14 protein-coding genes and 4 pseudogenes are annotated in these 17,168 nt (G+C 68.1%); 11 read left to right on the forward strand and 7 right to left on the reverse strand.

All coding sequences use genetic code 11. From position 1 onward, the window contains the following. Positions 1 to 770 precede the first annotated feature (770 nt). The 8 genes and pseudogenes from QF035_RS53780 to QF035_RS53815 all read left to right on the forward strand — a co-directional run. Positions 771 to 1,679: a zinc-binding dehydrogenase gene (locus tag QF035_RS53780; RefSeq protein WP_307530411.1), complete on the forward strand. Its 909-nt coding sequence runs from the start codon at positions 771 to 773 to the stop codon at positions 1,677 to 1,679. Positions 1,680 to 1,749: 70 nt separating this feature from the next. Next, positions 1,750 to 2,667, forward strand: coding sequence for an AraC family transcriptional regulator (locus QF035_RS53785; RefSeq protein ID WP_307530413.1), 918 nt, complete (start codon positions 1,750 to 1,752; stop codon positions 2,665 to 2,667). A gap of 308 nt (positions 2,668 to 2,975) precedes the next feature. Further along, the gene (locus QF035_RS53790) at positions 2,976 to 3,296 is read left to right on the forward strand and encodes a DUF2267 domain-containing protein (protein ID WP_307530415.1); all 321 of its coding nucleotides are present in this window, start codon (positions 2,976 to 2,978) and stop codon (positions 3,294 to 3,296) included. A 58-nt stretch (positions 3,297 to 3,354) separates the two neighbouring features. Beyond that, the gene (locus QF035_RS53795; protein ID WP_307530417.1) at positions 3,355 to 3,798 is read left to right on the forward strand and encodes a DUF2267 domain-containing protein; all 444 of its coding nucleotides are present in this window, start codon (positions 3,355 to 3,357) and stop codon (positions 3,796 to 3,798) included. A gap of 619 nt (positions 3,799 to 4,417) precedes the next feature. Beyond that, positions 4,418 to 4,768, forward strand: coding sequence for a helix-turn-helix domain-containing protein (locus QF035_RS53800; RefSeq protein WP_307530419.1), 351 nt, complete (start codon positions 4,418 to 4,420; stop codon positions 4,766 to 4,768). Beyond that, the gene (locus QF035_RS53805) at positions 4,765 to 5,319 is read left to right on the forward strand and encodes a transposase (protein WP_307530420.1); all 555 of its coding nucleotides are present in this window, start codon (positions 4,765 to 4,767) and stop codon (positions 5,317 to 5,319) included. The genes QF035_RS53800 and QF035_RS53805 overlap by 4 nt, the downstream gene beginning before the upstream one ends. 10 nt (positions 5,320 to 5,329) lie before the next feature. Further along, positions 5,330 to 5,913: pseudogene (locus tag QF035_RS53810) on the forward strand (IS6 family transposase); the annotation flags it as partial. 65 nt (positions 5,914 to 5,978) lie between these two features. Further along, positions 5,979 to 6,320: pseudogene (locus QF035_RS53815) on the forward strand (helix-turn-helix domain-containing protein); the annotation flags it as partial. Between the two features lie 577 nt (positions 6,321 to 6,897). On the opposite strand, the gene QF035_RS53820 reads toward QF035_RS53815, so the two are convergent. Together QF035_RS53820 and QF035_RS53825 are read right to left on the reverse strand one after the other, a co-directional pair. Next, on the reverse strand, positions 6,898 to 8,898 hold the full coding sequence (locus QF035_RS53820; protein WP_307530422.1) for an alpha/beta hydrolase: 2,001 nt from the start codon (positions 8,896 to 8,898) through the stop codon (positions 6,898 to 6,900). Positions 8,899 to 9,004: 106 nt separating this feature from the next. Further along, positions 9,005 to 9,460, reverse strand: coding sequence for a YybH family protein (locus tag QF035_RS53825; RefSeq protein ID WP_307532015.1), 456 nt, complete (start codon positions 9,458 to 9,460; stop codon positions 9,005 to 9,007). 114 nt (positions 9,461 to 9,574) lie between these two features. On the opposite strand from QF035_RS53825, the gene QF035_RS53830 reads away from it, so the two are divergent. Further along, complete coding sequence (locus QF035_RS53830) at positions 9,575 to 10,228, forward strand: TetR/AcrR family transcriptional regulator (protein WP_307021336.1); 654 nt, start codon at positions 9,575 to 9,577, stop codon at positions 10,226 to 10,228. Positions 10,229 to 10,747: 519 nt separating this feature from the next. Continuing rightward, positions 10,748 to 12,110, forward strand: a pseudogene (locus QF035_RS53835) (NF041680 family putative transposase). A gap of 79 nt (positions 12,111 to 12,189) precedes the next feature. On the opposite strand, the gene QF035_RS53840 reads toward QF035_RS53835, so the two are convergent. Beyond that, complete coding sequence (locus QF035_RS53840) at positions 12,190 to 12,870, reverse strand: TetR/AcrR family transcriptional regulator (protein WP_307530424.1); 681 nt, start codon at positions 12,868 to 12,870, stop codon at positions 12,190 to 12,192. A gap of 108 nt (positions 12,871 to 12,978) precedes the next feature. On the opposite strand from QF035_RS53840, the gene QF035_RS53845 reads away from it, so the two are divergent. Next, the gene (locus QF035_RS53845; protein WP_307530426.1) at positions 12,979 to 13,944 is read left to right on the forward strand and encodes an NAD(P)-dependent alcohol dehydrogenase; all 966 of its coding nucleotides are present in this window, start codon (positions 12,979 to 12,981) and stop codon (positions 13,942 to 13,944) included. A gap of 97 nt (positions 13,945 to 14,041) precedes the next feature. On the opposite strand, the pseudogene QF035_RS56355 reads toward QF035_RS53845, so the two are convergent. The 4 genes and pseudogenes from QF035_RS56355 to QF035_RS53865 all read right to left on the reverse strand — a co-directional run bounded on the left by QF035_RS56355 (position 14,042) and on the right by QF035_RS53865 (position 17,003). Continuing rightward, positions 14,042 to 15,141, reverse strand: a pseudogene (locus QF035_RS56355) (IS110 family transposase). 186 nt (positions 15,142 to 15,327) lie between these two features. Continuing rightward, positions 15,328 to 15,828, reverse strand: coding sequence for an IS5 family transposase (locus QF035_RS56140; protein WP_373467039.1), 501 nt, complete (start codon positions 15,826 to 15,828; stop codon positions 15,328 to 15,330). Continuing rightward, positions 15,753 to 16,178 carry an IS5 family transposase gene (locus QF035_RS56145; protein ID WP_373466902.1) on the reverse strand — a complete coding sequence of 142 codons (426 nt, stop codon included), beginning with the start codon at positions 16,176 to 16,178 and terminating at the stop codon, positions 15,753 to 15,755. The genes QF035_RS56140 and QF035_RS56145 overlap by 76 nt, the downstream gene beginning before the upstream one ends. A gap of 255 nt (positions 16,179 to 16,433) precedes the next feature. After that, complete coding sequence (locus tag QF035_RS53865) at positions 16,434 to 17,003, reverse strand: RNA polymerase sigma factor (RefSeq protein WP_307532017.1); 570 nt, start codon at positions 17,001 to 17,003, stop codon at positions 16,434 to 16,436. Positions 17,004 to 17,168: the final 165 nt, after the last annotated feature.

Genomic DNA, 17,168 nt, shown 5'->3' on the forward strand with positions numbered 1-17,168 from the left:
GGCGGCCGTGAGACTGGTGGGTTCGCATGTTGAGGTGTCGCGTATTCCTCGTTGAGGCCGTGCCTGGTGTCACCGTGTGCGGTCGCCGGGGGCGCGGGCCCAGGTGCCTCCGACCTCGGTGACCAGGCGGGTGGCGGTTTGTCGTGGTAGCCGAGGGCCTTGGCGATGACGGGGGCCGGGGCCCTGAAGGACGAGTTGGCGGATCGCGGAGGTCCTGCCGCGCTGTCGCGGGACGCCGATCTCCCGCAGGTGGGCTTGGAGACTGCCCGGATTCATGGGGGCGGAATCGGCGATTGTGCTCCCCTGCCGTCCCCATCGCGGTCATCGACGATCCGGCGCTGCCGGAGGCGCTGGCCAAACGCGCGGCTGCCCACGTGGGGCGGCACCTCCACCCCGATGCTCCTGGCCCGCTCCCGCCACGCCTCCGCCCCCCTGGAGCGGTATGCCTGCCCCAGCGTCGACGCGGTCGCCCGGCACGTCGCCCAGCGTGACCCCGCCGCCCGACGGAAGCGGAAGCGCTGACGCCTCAAGATCATCATATTGCCGGGCATGTCTGCCCGTCACAGCGTCATCCACCGGACGGGTGCAGGGCTCGACGCGCCGCGAGTCGCACTGACACAGATCGTCAACTGATTGATTCTCACGGGGCTGGTCGCTGTCCCGGTCCTGCGAAAGGGTTCCAAGAAGGCGGCAGTGCGGCATGTGCGCACTCGATCTGTTGCCGCGCCGAGTGTTCAGGCACATCCACGAGAGAAGGAAACACACCCCCTATGCGCGCCCTTGTGGTCGATCACAGTGAGGCCGGACCCATCCGGTTCGCCGATGTCGATGAGCCCGTACCGTCCACCGGTGAGGCGCTGGTGGAGATACGGCACATCGGTCTCAACTTCGGAGAGCTGAATTACGTGCACCAGTGGCCAGCCGGCGCTGTGCACGGTCATGACGCGGCCGGCATCGTGGTGCGCGCCGCATCCGACGGCTCGGGGCCGCCCGAAGGTACGCGCGTCGCCGTGGGAATGGCTCCCCACGCGTGGGCGGAGCGGGTGGCAGTCAGCCCCGCCTCGCTCGGCACCGTCCCCAAGGGCGTGGACCTGGCCGACGCCGCCGCGCTAGGGATCGCCGGAGTCACCGCATTCCGGGTGCTGCGCAAGCGTTCCCTGCTGGCGCGCGACGTTCTGATCACCGGCGCCAGCGGGGGCGTGGGGCACTTCGCCGTCCAACTGGCGGCGCTGGCGGGCGCCCGGGTGACGGCACTCGTCGGTTCGCCGGAGCGGGCCGCCGGGCTCCGCGAACTCGGCGCCGACAAGGTCCTGACCGACCTGGCCGAGACCGGGGACCGGTTCGACCTCGTCCTGGACACGGTCGGCGGGCCGCTGGTGGCCCAGGCATGGAGTTCCCTCGCCGAGGGCGGCACCATCCACCTGGTCGGTTACTCCTCGGGGCAGGAAACCACCTTCCCGTCAGGGGCCTTGTTCGGCTTCGGTGAGCCCCGCAGCATCGCCACCTACGGCGACATGACGCCGACCGGCGGGGAGCTGACGGACCTGCTGGGCCTCATGGCCGCCGGGAGGCTCTCGGCGCCGGTCGGACTGCGAGGCGACTGGCAGGGCGTGGAGGACGCCGTCCAGGCGCTGTTCGCGCGGAAGGTGCACGGAAAGGTCGTTCTTGACGTGGCCTGACGCTGTGGACGAGGACACATGCGTCGTCGGCCGTCGGCGGCGGTGCGCGGCGGTGGACGAGAATGGACCCATGGATGTGCTGGCGGAGGTCTTGCGTGTTTCGGGTGCGCGTGGGGCGCTCGGAGTCATGCTGAAGGCCGGAGGAACCTGGGGCCTGTGGCTGGACTCCTATCCAGGAGCGGCACTGCACATAGTGTCCCGCGGCACTATGTGGCTCCACGTCACAGGCGAGAAACCTCTTCAGGTGCAGGCCGGAGACGCCGTCCTAGTGTCGCCGGGCACCGCACACGGGATAGCCGGCGGCGCCAACGTGACGATGGGTTCCTGCGACCGTGAGGCGGCGGCCCGGGCTTTTGGCGATGGCCGGGCCCTGCGGCTGGGCTCGGCGCCGGTGCAGACGGAAGTGATCGTCCTGCACTATGAGCAGGACCCGGAGGTGCGCACACCGGTGCTTACCTCCCTCGCTCGGCCGATGCACGTCACAGCCCGGGAGAACGCGCAGCTCAGAAGGACCGTCGAACTTCTCGCTGCCGAGCTCGCACAGCCGCAGATCGGCACCACCGCCGCCATCAACAGCATCGTCGACCTTCTGCTCGTCCAGTTCGTACGCGCCTGGCTGGCCCGCCACCCGCAGGAGCCGTCCGGCTCATGGCTGGGAGCGATGCGTGATCCGGTCGTGCGCGACGCTCTGGCATGTGTCCACGCCCAACCGGAACACCCCTGGACCACGGAGACCCTGGCCGCCGCGACGAGCGTCTCCCGGGCGACGCTGTCCCGGCGTTTCCGGTCCGCCCTCGGACAGACGCCGGGCGCGTACGTGACGCAGTGGCGCATCGACTTGGCGTCCGTCCGGCTCCGCGATACCGATGAGCCGGTCGAGTCGATCTCCGGCGCGGTCGGATACGGCTCTCCGCACGCTTTCAGCCGTGCCTTCAGACGTGCCCGAGGCACGGCCCCGGGCGAGTACCGTTCTCGGCTTCGCAAGTGATCCGGGCTCGGGAGAGGTCAGCACCAGTCGGGTGTCGTCCCCCCAGTGCCCACATCGGCACGAGGAATACGCGACACCTCAACATGCGAGCCCACCAGTCCCACGGCCGAAAGCAGCCGACACCTCGTTGCCCGACAACGCACTTGCCTAATGAACGGCTAGGGAGCGAAGGCCAGCCAGCCCGACCCGGGTTTCCGCGGCGGGACGGCAACCCTGAAAGGACAAGATCGCGAGACAGAAGTGCCGTGGCCCACGAACGAGACGGTCGAGAACTCCCAGGTCGGCGCATCGGAATGGGACATTCCAATTTGGAACCTACAGTGGTGCTCGCCCTCCTCGGCGCGCATCTGGTCGGCGACGTCCGCGCCCATCTCGCGGCGCGCCTGCCGGAGGGCTACGCCCTGATCCTCCTCAACCCGCTGCAGAGCGCCGAACCGCTCCCGCCGGAGCGGTTCGTCCGGGCGGCTGCCGCCTGGATCGAGGGCGCCACCGGGCAGACCGCGGCCTGGGACGTCAGCGCCGTGCTGTCCACCGTCGCCGACGCAGCCGACGTGGACCTGCTGGGGCAGATTCTGCTCCAGCTTCCCGCCGGCTACGACCTCCTCTTCGGCCGCCCCCAGCCCACCTGACCATGACGAGTGGTGCCCACCTGGGCACCGCCCCACTCCACGAAAGGCATGCACCGCAGTGATCTCCGACGCGCGCGTACCGCTTGAGCACCAGCAGCCGTACGGGACGGCGTATGAGCAGATGTTGGAGAAGGTCCGCTACGAAGGCGCCTACCCCACCCGTGAGCGGGCCGACGAAGCCGTCCGCCTGGTCCTGGCGGGGCTGGGGCGCCAGCTGACCGGCGACGAACGCGTCGATCTCGCCGCCCGTCTGCCCCTGGAGGCCGCCCGCGTCCTCACCGCGCAGATCCCCGACACCCAGCCCCTCACCGGCTGGGCCTTCGTCAAGGACCTCGCCGCCCGCACCGGCGCCTCCCTGGCCACCACCCGCTGGGACACCGGATCCGTCTTCTCCGCCCTCGCCACCCACGCCGGCCCCGACCTCATCACCCGCATCCTGCAACAGCTCCCCACCGGCTACGCCCTGCTGTTCGGCCGCGCCGAACTCACCCCCGCCGCGTAGACGGCGAGGTACGGGCCCGGGGCAGGCGCAACAACCCGCCGCGTCGCTGTCCACCCGACACCCCGGGGCCCGCGAGGTGACCACCGCCGCCTGCTCGGCCGCCCATACCGACGTGCTGGCGTGTGCGGTCGAGCGGATCGGGTGCCACGGGTATGCGTACGCCCACCGGTGAGCACGGCGCGGAGTGGGACCAGGCCCACGAGGTGCGCACCGCGATCAACGCGTTCCGGCAGTCGGTCCGTTAGCCGGGGACGCCGGCAGCCTTCTGCTCGCGGTGGTACTCGAAGGCGTTGCGGGCGACAAACCTGCGCCCGACCACGCCTGGCTGCCTACGAAGGCCTCGTCGCTGTTCGAGGTCGATTACCTCCCCGTCGAATGCACGGAAATCTATGTTGGCCGGAGTAGACATTAGTGCTGGGTTCCTCTTTCGCTGGGTATATGTCCTGGTGGCGGGGTAGTTGACGGTGCTCGGGGGCGGGTGCTGGATCATGGTGCTACGGGCACGACCGGGGCGTGACGAGGACGAACGGGCCGCCGTTCGCCGTGGAGCTGGACTGCAGCCAAAAAACGGTCCGGTGCTGGTTGCACCGCTCCAACCGCTCAGGCCTGCCAGGGCTGGATGATCTGGGGTGGGCAGGGCCGCAAGCGACGGATCACCGAGGAGGAACGATCTCGGATCATCGCCCTGGTCAAGACGGTGCCACCGGGACGGCTGCGGTGGGAGCCCGTCGGAGAGCTATGGGCCTTCGACGAGTCCGGGCCACCCGAGTGGACTCCGGATTCTCTGGCCGCGGCAGCGCGGGCCGAGGGTATCGAGGTGGGCCGCTCACAGGTCCGGCGCATCCTGCTTGCCGAGGGCGTGCGCTGGTGCCGCACCCGGTCCTGGACGCGCTCGAAGGACCCGGACTTCGTCCCAAAAGGACAAGGATCATCGGCCTCTACACTCACCCGCCCGACGACGCGACGGTGATCTGCGCCGACGAGCTGGGGCCAGTGATCCCACGGACCTTCCCGCCCGCACCCGCCTGGTCACCCGACCGGCACCGGATCAAAGCGGAACTCGACCACAGCCGCGGACCCGAGAAAACCTGGGTCTACGGGGCCTTACGCATCCGGGACGGCCAGCAGATCACCATGGCCGCTTCCTCCCGCAACAGCGTCTTCTACCAGCAGTTCCTGCAACAGATCGAAGACGCCAACCCGACCGGCGAACTCTGGATCGTCACCGACAACCTGTCCAGTCACAACAGCCTGTCCACCCGGACCTGGCTCGAGGACCATCCCCGCATCCACCACGCGTTCATCCCCGTCGGCGCGTGCCGGCTCAACCTGCAGGAAGGCTGGTGGCGCATCTTCCGCAAAGCCGCCCTCGCCGGCCGGTCATTCGCGAACCGTGACGACATCGAACACGCCACCACCCTTGCAACCAGCCAGCTCAACTTCCGTGCCAAACCGTGGATCTGGGGCAGACCCGCACCGCCAACCCGCCGACTACGGCGCCGATACGTGTACGTCGTTTGAGGAACCCGGCATTAGCTATGAGTCGGTGCGGCGGTGGTGTGTGAAGTTCGGGCAGGAGTACGCAGGCGCGCTGCGCCGCCGGCAGCCTAGGCCTGGGGACAAGTGGCACCTGGACGAAGTCTTCATCAAGATCAACGGCGAGCAGCGGTACCTGTGGCGGGCCGTCGACCAGGACGGCAACGTGCTGGACATCCTGGTGCAGAACCGCCGGGACAAGGCCGCGGTCAGGCGTTTCTTCCGCAAGCTGATGAAGAAGACCCGAATGGTGCCGCGGGTGGTCGTCACCGACAAGCTCCGCTCCTACGGCGCGGCCCACCGCGAGGTCATGCCCTCGGTGGAACATCGCTCGCACAAGGGCCTGAACAATCGGGCGGAGAACAGCCACCAGCCCACCATGCAGCGTGAACGCGCTATGAAGGGCTCCACAGTATCGGCGGGGCCCAGCGGTTCCTGTCCGCGTTCAGCGGCATCTCGCCCCACTTCCGGCCCCGCCGCCATCTGATGCCCGCCCACGACTACCGAGCCGAGATGACCGTCCGCTTCGCAATCTGGGAGCAGATCACCGGATTCGCCGGCCTCGCCACCGCGGCCTGAGCGCAGCGCGCAACCGGGCTCCACCGCACCATGACGCACCCTCAGACACCTACCCACCCGACAACGTGACAGCGCCCAGACGGCTGTTGCGGATCATCCGTCGCGGTACGGGGTCAGTGGTGATGTGGCGGCGGGCCCAGATGGTGCTGCTGTCCGCACAGGGCATGCCGGTGGCAATGATCGCCGAAGTGACGTTCACCAGCGCGGACCGGGTCCGGGACGTGATCCACAACTTCGACGCTGAGGGCTTCGAGTCCCTTTATCCGAAATACAAGGGCGGACGGTCGAGGACCTTCACGCTGCCCGAACGCCGTGAGATCAAGAAGTTCGCCAAGTCCCGGCCGGCCGAGCACGGCCTGCCGTTCTCGACCTGGAGCCTGGCCAAGCTGGCGGACTTCCTGGTCGCCGTCCTCAGCGACAGTACTATCGCTGACATGGTGCAGGACTCGATCTTCCAGTGAGAACGGACGAGTCGGGGAACGCACGGCACCCTCTTCTACGCGGGCGCAGAGGTGCTGTCGCCGGTGCTGATCTCGGGTACCGACCGGTTCACACCCAGCGAAGGCGAGGCCACGGCCAGGGAGCTGCATGAACGCCTGCTCGCGTTCCCGACGCTGAGCCCATCGCCTACCGAAGGCAGAACAGCGGAGACTACGACCACAATCTCGTGCTGCGCCCAGACGTCGCACCGGGGCTGACCGGACTGGGAGCACACCTGGCCTGACGCCTGTACAGGGGACAGCTCTGGATGCGTGCCACGTCTCCGCGGTGACGTGGCACGCATCCAGAGCTGTCCCCGGCCACCTCACAGCAGGCGCTGTGTCTGGACGATCACGCGCGGGGCGTGGCTCGTTTGTTGCGCGGCGTCCCGATGCCGACGACGGCGCGGTGAGAGCAAGGAGCCGGTCCGCAGAAAACAGTTTGGTGGGCGGGCGCCGCAGGTCCCTGCGGCGCCCGCCCATCCCATAATCTCCTCCTACGGACTCAAGAGCTCTTGCGCATCGTTGGTGTGCGCCAAATGCGGTCCGGCCACCTGCGGAAGTGCTCGACGCACAGCAGCCCAAGATTCGCTGCCGCACCTGCACCGACTATGGCTGCAGCAGGCGCCAGGAGACCGGAAAGCGCGTAACAGCCGATCCATGCCCCGAGGAACGCCCCGCAGACCGCGGCCACCAACCCTGCGCGCCGCATCTGGGATGAGCGCTCATTACGGGTCCAGGCCAGATAGGCGCCGAGGCCTACCATCAGGCCCGTCCCGGGCACGATCACGCTCGCGCTGGCCACGAAGTCATCGGGACCTACTGTCCAGATCAGCAGAACCCCCAGCAGCCATCCGCCAAGGCCGAGCGGGATCACGGTCCCGGTTCGTACCCAGACACTCGCGCGGGGACCGAAGCCACCGCGCCTGCGCGACCAGCGTGCGATCACGGCAAGCAGAGCGAGGCCGAGGGTTGCGCCTGCGAGGGTGACTGCGATCAGTATCTTGGCCACCGTGGACATGCTCCACGGAACGGCCTCGAAGTTGACGGGCCTCCTGTCGAACTGGGACCTGTCCGCCTTGCCGGTGTCGAAGAAGGTGGTCAGTAGACGTTTTCCGGCTTCGGGACGGTGCTCCCAGAAGTCGGCGGTGTGGCCCAGCCCGGGAAGGATCACCTGCTGTCCCCGGGACAGGGCGGGCAGCAGTTCGTCGGTGGCCAGTTGCGCGGGGGTGGAGAAGTCGACCTCACCGCTGACGAGGAGGGTTTCGACGTCACTGGGCCGCATCTGGCGATACTTGGCGTTGTCGGGGCTGTCCGGCCATACCGTGGACAGACCGGACTCGCCGGCCCACAGGAAGTCGGTTGAGGCGTTGCCCAGGGTCGAGCCCGGATCGCCACCGCTGTCGTAGTAGCGCTGAGCTGCTGGTCCATCGATCATGGCGAAGGAAGCGAACTCGCCCCAGACGATGGAATCCGGCAGTGTGAGGTCACCGAGGACAGACATGGCCCACAAGGCGCCGGTGTCCCGGCTGAGATAGGCGTCGATGACGGTCGGAGCGTTGTTCGGTGCCGAGGCCGGACCGTTGTGATGCATGGCGTACTGGCTCAGAACCCGGACGTTGGTGTCCTTGATGCGGAAGGGCCCCCAGCGTTCAGGGATCTCGCCCGCGGTCTTCCGGATCGATTCGGCGAGGTCGGATGTACGCGCGGCGCAGGCGTCGTCGTCGTCGCACAGCCGTGTGTACTGGGCGAACTGCGCATCGGTGATGCGCGGGTCCCAGAAGAAGTGCCCGGGCGGATTGACCGACACCATCGCGGAGCGGTGCAGCACCGCCGGGTGCCGCCAGGAGTAGATCATGGCGGTGCGTGTTCCAGCACTGGAGCTGAGGAGGTTGATCTGTGAGTAGCCCAGGGCGGTACGGGCCGCTTCCAGGTCCCCCACCCGCTGGAGAGCGGAGTAGCCGGTGAGGTCGATCCCGTCGTCGGTGAGACGGTCCGCACACAGTTCGAACGCTTTGGTCGTAGCTGGCAGTGTCTTCGATCCCGCGATTCCGTCGGCGGACTGCATGACCGCGGTGACCTCGGGGCAGTCCAGACGGCGCGATCCATCGATGCCCCGGTAACCGACCAGGACCACATCGTGTCGGCCGGTGAGCCGGCTTGCCTGCGGGAAGTCCATGTTCGTTCTTCCCGGGCCGCCGCCCAGTCGGAAGATCGGTTCCGCGGGGTCTGCGGAAGTGGCCCGGACGCGAGTGACGGGAAGTGCTATCAGCTCGGACTTGGGGTCGCGCCGGTTCTCCGGGACGGCGAGTGTGCCGCAGTCGGCGGGGACGGTTCCGGCTTCGGTGTCGTAGTCGCAGGGGCGCATGGTGAGCGACCCGGAGGCGGCCCCCTCGGGTACGGACAGGAGATGTTCTGGCCGCAGCGCCAAGTAGCAGAGCGACACCAGGAGTCCGCCGGTTACCACGAAGGCGAGCAGGGGCCGCCATGACTTGAGAAGTGTCATTTCGTTTCCGTATAAGTGCGCGCGGGCCCGAGCTTTCCCAGGGGAGGTACGACGCGCATTGGCGTGTGGGGTCGTCTCGGGTGGTTCGGACCGTCGGGGAGCCCTGTCAGCCTCGCTCCCACAGCGGCAACCGGAACATGGCGTAGGTGAACTTGCCGCTGATACGTCCTGCGGTGTCGAAGTGGAACACGTCCACACCGTGCCACTGCATGCGGCCGCCGTAGCGCGCACGGGCGAACAGGCGCAGTGGCAACGGCACATGACGGCCGGACTCTCCGCTCATGTCGAGCCGGCAGGCCCAGCGGATCGTGGCGCGCCGGTTCGGCTCGTCGACGATCTTGTCGTACACGGCGAAGTGCATGGCGCCGTAGCGCCCGGCGAAGTGCGGCTCGAACTCTTTGCGGATCGCCGCGATGCCACGTCGCTCCGGAAGGTGGCCGGGCAGGTACACGGCGTCGTCGGCGAAGAAGGACATGACCTTGTCGAGATCGGGGCTCGGCTCGTTGAAGGCCGCAACGAAGTCGTCAATGGTCTGACTGAGGTTGGTCGAGGTGGCGGAGATGGTCTTTCACTCCCGGGAGCGCGATGGGGTTGTCGGATGCCGGGACATTAACAGAACACCCGTCCCTTAACAAGAGATGGGTGTTCTGTTAGATCTGGACTAGGATGAACGGTCATGTCAGCGCCATTCCAGCGGGCTCGACGCCCTGATCAGAAGGACCAGCGCCGCGAGGCCATCCTCACCGCCGCTCGGGAGCTCGCCGAGCGCTCCGGCGTGGCCAGGGTCAGCCTGCAGGACATCGCCACCGCGGTCGGACTCGCCAAGTCCAACGTGCTGCGCTACTTCGGCACGCGTGAGGAGATCTACCTGCATCTGCTGATGAGCGCGGGTTCTGAGTGGGCGAGCGTGGTCAGTGCCCGGTTGCAGGAAGTGAGTGGGACCGAGGCAACCGCCGGCGTTCTCGCGGATGCCTTCGTGGACCGGCCGCTCTACTGTGATTTGACCACGCACGCGGAGACGATGCTCGAGCACAATGTGTCCGTGGAGGTGCTAAAGGTCTTCAAGAGGTGGGCCATCGACACCTACTGGGCGATCGGCCAGCGCATCTCCGCCGCCTGCCCGGAACTGACCCCCGCCGATGGCGCCGCACTCGTGATGACAGCCAGCGCTTTCGTCGCGAAGCTGTTTCCCATCACCCGTCCGCCTGAGGCGCTGCGTGAACTGTACGCGCGCGAGCCGGAGATCGCGGGGGCGTTCCCGCCGTTCCGCCCGACACTGAAACGCATGGTGGCGGCCACTGCAGCCGGCCTGCCCCTGGTGCGACAGTAGACGACTGAAAGGGTGTCAACGGGCGGGGGATGAGATCCGGTTGCGGCTGTGAGGTCCGCGAGCCGGGACCGCGACGGCAGCTGGCTGCGCAAGAGGATCCTGCCCCTCCCTTCGAACAGGCCCAGCACACCAACCTGATGGGTGAGAGCCTGGAAGTTGGGACGGCAGTGTGGTGAAGCATCAAGTAGACGAGCTTTTCGGCTGAGTGGACCGTCCCCACCGCGGGCGTCGCATGTTCGTCTATTCGCCCGGCCGTGACGCGGCCCCGCACCCCGCACATACGGGTTTCGACGCACTCACTTAGCTTGTCTTTTATCTTCCGGCTTCGAATGGCGTCTCGAACTGGGTCGCTCGCCCGGGGATTCGCCGGACGTGGAGGCGGCCTTCGCCTGATCCTGTGCTCCGACCAAGGTGCACGTGACCAAGACGAAGGCCGTGAGAGTGAGTCTGCTGCCTGATGCTGTCCGGAGGGAAGCGTTCGCGTAAGCGTCACGCTCCCGGGGTGACTTCTATGAGTGTCTGACCGCTCGGCGCGATGAGTTGTTCGAGCTGGTGGACGCGGTGCTGTGTGCGGACGGTGCGGTGAAGTCCCCGGTGGACCTGACGCTGCTGCCCGAACATCGTCGTGGGCACGGAGCGTTGTACGGCGGTCTCAACCACGGCCGGATCGACATGGATCGGCTGCGGACCATCCTGGCCGGGTTGTCGCTTCCGCGTTTCGATGGCGGACGCCTGGTGCTGGCGGTTGATGTCTCGCCGTGGCTTCGTTCGGACGCGCCGTGCTCGGCCGATCGGCTGTTCTGCCACGTCTACGGCCGCGCGAAGACCGCCTCGCAGTTCATCCCGGGCTGGCCCTACTCCTTCGTCGCCGTGCTGGAGCCGGGCGCCACGTCCTGGACCGCGGTCCTGGACGCAGTGCGGCTGGGACCGGTGGACGACGCCACCGCGGTCACCGCCGCCCAGTTGAGGGGTGTCGTCGAGCGACTCATCACAGCCGGCCAGTGGCAGGCCGGGGACCCGCATATCGTGATCGTCAGCGACGCCGGCTATGACGTCACCCGCCTGGCCTGGGTTCTGCGTGACCTGCCCGTCGAGCTGGTCGGCCGGGTCCGCTCCGACCGCGTGATGCGTCTGCCGAAACCACCGAGGATGCACGGCGTCAACGGACGGCCACCCAAGCACGGCCCGGAATTCCGCTTCACCAAGCCGGAGACCTGGCCCGAACCCATGATCACTACCGTCACGGACACCACCAACTACGGCAAGGCCGAAACCCAGGCATGGGACCAGGTCCACCCCCGACTCACCCACCGCTCCTCCTGGCTCCACCACGACGGTGAACTACCCCTGATCGAGGGCACGTTGATCGGCTGAAGGTCGAGCACCTGTCAAAGGACCGGGACGCCCGCCGGTGTGGTTGTGATCCTCGAAAACCAGCACTACCCCGGACGACGTGGACCGCTTCCGGCAGGCATTTCTCCGCCGCTTCGATCTGGAACACACCTTCCGCTTCGCGAAGCAGACTCTCGGCTGGACCACCCCGAAACTCCGTACCCCCGAGGCGGCGGACCGCTGGACCTGGATCCTGATCGTCGCCCACACCCAACTCCGACTGGCCCGGCCGCTCGCCGCGGACCTCCGTCGGCCCTGGGAGAAACCCGCCGCACCCGGCCGGCTTACCCCGACCCGGGTCCGCCGCGGATTCAGGAACATCCGCGCTCACCTCGCCTGCCCGACCCGTGTTCCCAAACCCCGAGGCACCGGCCCCGGACGGCCACCCGGCGCCAAGAACAAACACCGGGCACCCCGCTACGACGTCGGCAAGACCGTCAAACGCCTCGAGACCCTCAAGGCCATCGGCAGACCTGGCAGATCCTGGTAGATAAAAGACAAGCCAAGGGCCTGTTGCGAAAGTGGCGCGGTCGCCCGAAGGGCGGCCACGCGGCAGGCGCCGCTTCGTATCAGGCTCCGGAGGACCGCTGTCCCTGAGAGTCGTGGGCCGCGAGCGGAAGACTGCGCAGCGACAGTGCGCTCGGCGCTGGCAGCGCTCCGTGGGCCGCCTCGGCGCGGAACGACTGGAGCAAGTACGCCACCAGACGCCGGGACGCCGCACGGTCACCCGGCAATGCGGTGACCAGACCGCAGTGGGACAACAGGACCACGGCAAAGTCGGAGGGGTGGAAGTCGGCCCGCAGCACGCCCGCCGCCTGAGCCCTGCGGACCAGGGTCATGAAGTCCCGCTCGGCCTGTTCCCGTACCCGCGCGTGTTCTCGCGTGCTGTCTGGAAAGGCCGCGACGAACGCGGCCGGGAAGCCCCGTTCCTCCCGTTGTAGTTCGCAGACCGTCTCGACCAGTCGCTGGAAGCCCTGCCACGGATCGGGGTCCGCCAGCGCCTCGGTGAGCGCCCGAGCACAGGTGTCCATCTGGTGCGCGAACGCGGCCCGCACCAGGGCGTCCCGCGTCGGGAAACGCCGGTACAGCGTCGCCACGCCGACCCCCGCCCGCCGGGCCACGGTCGCCATGGGCGCGTCGATGCCGTGCTCGGCGAAGACCACGCGGGCAGCCGAAAGGATGCGCCGCCGGTTGCGCCGGGCGTCCGCCCGCAGACTGTCCTGCCCCGCGATCCGAGAGGATTCCCCCACCGCTGTCTCCCACCTCCGGTCAAATGGACGATCTCGTCCGTTTGCCAGCCTACGCTCGGCGCCACGATCCCCCGCACGGCCACTGGTGGCGAAGGTGAGAACGCAACGATGGACGACCGCACGATGAAAGCCGTACTGTTCGACCGCTTCGGCGGCCCCGAGGTGCTGTATGTGGGCCAGGTGCCACGTCCCGGACCGGCACCCGGCGAGGTCCTCGTGCGCGTGCGCGCGTTCAGCGTGAACGGCGGCGAACTGGCGGCCCGTTCCGGTCGGGCCCGCCTCATCACCGGCCGGAAGTTCCCGCAGCGCATAGGGCTGGACTTCACTGGCGAGATCGCCGCACTCGGCACCGGCGCGACCGGCGTAGCGGTCGGCGACCAGGTGTGGGGCGTCCTGGGCCGCAGCTCCGGATTCGGCAGCGCCGCCGAGTACGTGACGGTACGGCCCGAGCGGCTCGGCCGGGTCCCGGACGGACTGGACCTCGTGGCCGCTGCCGCGCTGCCGGTGGCCACCACGGCCGTCACGGCCCTCCGCGACAAGGCCGCACTGCGCCCCGGCGAACGGCTGCTTGTACGGGGCGCGGCGGGCGGCGTCGGCAACGCCGCCGTCCAGCTGGGACAGGCGTACGGTGCCGAGGTCACGGCCCTGGCCCGCGCTGCCAACCTCGACTTCGTCCGTACGCTCGGTGCCCACCACGCCGTCGACCACCGGACCGTGTCCCCTGCGGAACTGGGACTGTTCGACGTGGTCCTCGACACTGCGGGCACCGACCTGCGTACCGTACGGCGGATGCTGAAGCCGGGCGGACGCATGGTCACCATCGCCTTCGACCTGACGCGGCCCGCCGCCTCGCTGGGCTACATCGCGGCCAGCGCCGTCCACGGACGCGGCCGGGTGCGCTTCTTCAGCGGCAACCCCGAACGTGCGCTCTTCGACGACCTCGCCCGCCAGGTGACAGAGGTGAAGCTGCGGCCGGCGGTGGACACGGTCTTCCCGCTGGAAGAGACAGCGGCCGCACACCGGGCGCTGGAGGCGGGCGGGGTGCGGGGCAAGTACGTGGTCAGGGTCGACTAGGGTTTGTTGGGAAGGTGCTGGTCACAGCCACTCGTTGAGGACTGCGACCAGCACGGTCGCCTCGTACCGGACGGCAAGTTTGATGCCCCTATGGATGTCAAGCTGCCAGGGCCTGTTCGCGGGGCCGAGCATGGGCTCGGATGATGATCGTGTAGAGCTCTCGGGCGACGTAGCGTTTCAGGCAGCGGATGGCTTCGCGTCGGGTCTTGCCTTCGGTGATGCGTTGCTCGACGTAGCTGCGGCTGCGTGTCTCCCAGCGGAGTCGAGCAAGGACGATTGTGTAGAGAGCCGAGTTGGCCTGACGGTCACCGCCCCGGTTGAGCCTTCTGCGCTGCGTCTTGCCCGAGGATGCTTCGACCGGGCTCACTCCGCAGAGCGCGGCAAACGAAGCCTCGCTGTGGAGCCGTTCGGGATTGTCGCCTGTGGCGATGAGTAGCGCCGCGGCGGTGTCCGGACCCACGCCGTAGCAGTCAAGCAGCTGCGGGATGTGCTGCCTGATCACGTCGGTGATCTGCTGCTTGAGAGCGGCGATCTCATGATCGGGTTCTTCGACTCGACGGGCGAGCAGCCGCAGGGTGAAGACCGCGGCCGCTGTCGCCGTGCCGGCCGTAGACCTGTGCAGTGCCATGCAGGCTCGGACCAGTTTGGGGATGGTCAGCCCGTCAAGGGACTCTCGCAGCTCGGGACTGGCCGTCACGAGTACCGCCCTGAGCTGGTTGATGGCCTGGGTACGAGCTTTGACCGCGGAGACCTTGGCCACTTGAAGAGCCGGAGAGCTTCAACGGGGCCGTCAGCGAGCTTGGCCGTCGCGGTGGCTCGGCCGGACAGCACGGCATGGGCTGCTGCCTCGGCGTCGATGGTGTCGGTCTTGCCACGACGGCGGCGTGTTGCCTTGTCCGGCTGGTTCACCTCGATGACGGTCAGCTCGTTGGTGCGCAGAAAGCGGCTCAGCGCGGCTCCGTAGGAGCCAGTGCACTCGACTCCAGCGCGGCTGGCCATGCCTGATGAACGGGCCCAGTCCAGCAGCTGCTGGTAGCCATCGGTCGTGGTGGGAAAGCTCCGGCAATCGATCAGCTTGCCGGTGGTCGAGATCACGGCTGCCACGTGGGCATCCTTGTGAGTGTCAACACCCAGGATTACCTCACGATGGCAGTCATGGTGAATACGGATCGGCTGGGCCATGCTGGCACTGGTCATCGGTCTCCTGCCATTGAACCGGAGCTGGTGGCCGTCGCCGGGCTGGCAGGGTGGTCAGGACTGTGACGGTGCCTGTCGCGAAGGCCCCTATCGGGACACACCCGCCGGCCTGGCGGCAGCGAGCGCCGTCCCGGACAGTGGCCGACAGATCAAGACTCAGGACAAGACAGTCAGTCGTATCGCGGGTCAGGCCACCGCCGAGACGGCACCGCCATCCTCACAGTCATATCTCGTGGCCACGGCCCGGTGGCGCTTGAGGCGGTTGATCCCGCACTCGACGGCATGCCGCTCGCGGTAGTCGGTTTTGTCGAACTTCGGCGGCCGACCGCCTCGGGCACCGAGCTTCTGGCGGTTGCGGACGCGGTCGGCGGGGACCGGGATGGTCGCCTTGATCCCGCGTCTGCGCAGGTAGGCCCGGTTGCGGCGAGAGTCGTACGCTTTGTCGGCCCGCACCCGGTCCGGCCGCCTGCGGGGCCTGCCCGGACCAAGGCGAGGTACCCGGATCGCTTCCAGGACCGGCTCGAATTGCGGCGAGTCACCCCGCTGGCCGGCTGTGATCACGACGCTCAGCGGCTTCTGCCCCTGCTCGACGGCAAGGTGGATCTTGGTGGTCAGGCCGCCTCGGGAACGTCCGAGACCATGCTCGGCCGGCTCAACGGCAATGCCGCCGGGCGGTTCCTTTTGCAGATCCCCTTTTTCGAGGCCCCGGCGGTGTGCTGGTCGGCCCGGCAGACGGTGGAGTCGATATTCACGTCCCAGGTGATCAGGCACTTCGCGTCCGCCTGAGCTTGGAGCTGAGTGACGATCCTGGCCCAGGTGCCATCGCGCTGCCAGCGCCGGAACAGGTCGTAGACCCGTTCCCAGGGCCCGTAGCGTTCCGGCACATCACGCCAGGGAGCACCGGTACGGGTCCGCCACCGGATGCCGTCTATCAGCTGCCGTCGCGTCCACACCGGCGGACGGCCCGGCTTGATGCCCTGCGGCAACAACGGCTCAAGCCGGGCCCACTGTCCATTCGTCAGATCACCACGCCCCACGGGGCGTGATCATCCACGACCAAGATCCAATTTCGCAACAGGCCCTAGGGCGTAGCCCGTCGGTCCCGGCAAGCGCAGAGATCCATACCGTGCCCACGCTGACCACTACTTCGGCCTGGAGCGGCTGCTGGAGTGTTTCCCGCAGGCCCGCGCGGTCGCCCTGCCGTCGGTGGCTGCGGGGATCAAGGCAGGCAGCGAGGTTGCGCGCAAACAGTGGCGGCGCTTCTTCGACGGCCAGGCACTGGACAACACTGTTCACCGGTTGCTCCTTCCTTCACCCATCTCATGTCCGGCCTTGTCGCCATTCTTTCGGTCAAGCAGAGCGGCGAGTTTCTTCTTTGCCCTGTGCAGGCGGATGCTGACGGCATTGGGGGTCAGTCCGGTCACTTCCGCAATCCCGCGCGGGGTCAGCCCCTCCCATGCCCAGAGCAGCACCACCTCACGGTCCAGGGCGCCCAGTGTGCCGAGAGCGGCGTGCAGTTCGGGGTGCTCGTCTTCCTCGAACTTTGGCGGCGGTGCGGTACGGGTCAGCCGTTCCACGAGCCGGAGCCGGCGCCCGTTTGCCCGTCGGGCGTTGGACAGGCAGCCGCGTGCGACGCCGTAACACCAGGGCAGCACGCTGTCGGGGTCGGTCACGGGGCCCTTCCCGAGCCCGGGCACGTCCTCGAGGCGGCCCCAGAGCACGAGCATCGGCTCCGCGAGGATGTCATCTACCGCGTCGGCGTCCGCCCGGCGCAGCAGATATCGGTGCAGCGGCTTTGCCACCGCGCGCGCCAGCGATTCGAAGCGGGCTTCTCGGGCCCGGGCAAATTCCTGCTCCAGCATGGATTCCACACCCCCACACCTGTCCGGCCGGGGGCTGTTCCTTGCATCGCCACGGGCACTGTACTTACCCCGAGCCCGAGGGATGTCCGTCGCGTCGGCCGAGGCGACGGCCCCATCCCGGCTGTCCCGGCCTGCCAGGTCCGGCGCGGGCAGGTCGGCCACGAC

Origin of the sequence: Streptomyces umbrinus (assembly GCF_030817415.1) — a bacterium.
Lineage (GTDB): Bacteria > Actinomycetota > Actinomycetes > Streptomycetales > Streptomycetaceae > Streptomyces > Streptomyces umbrinus_A.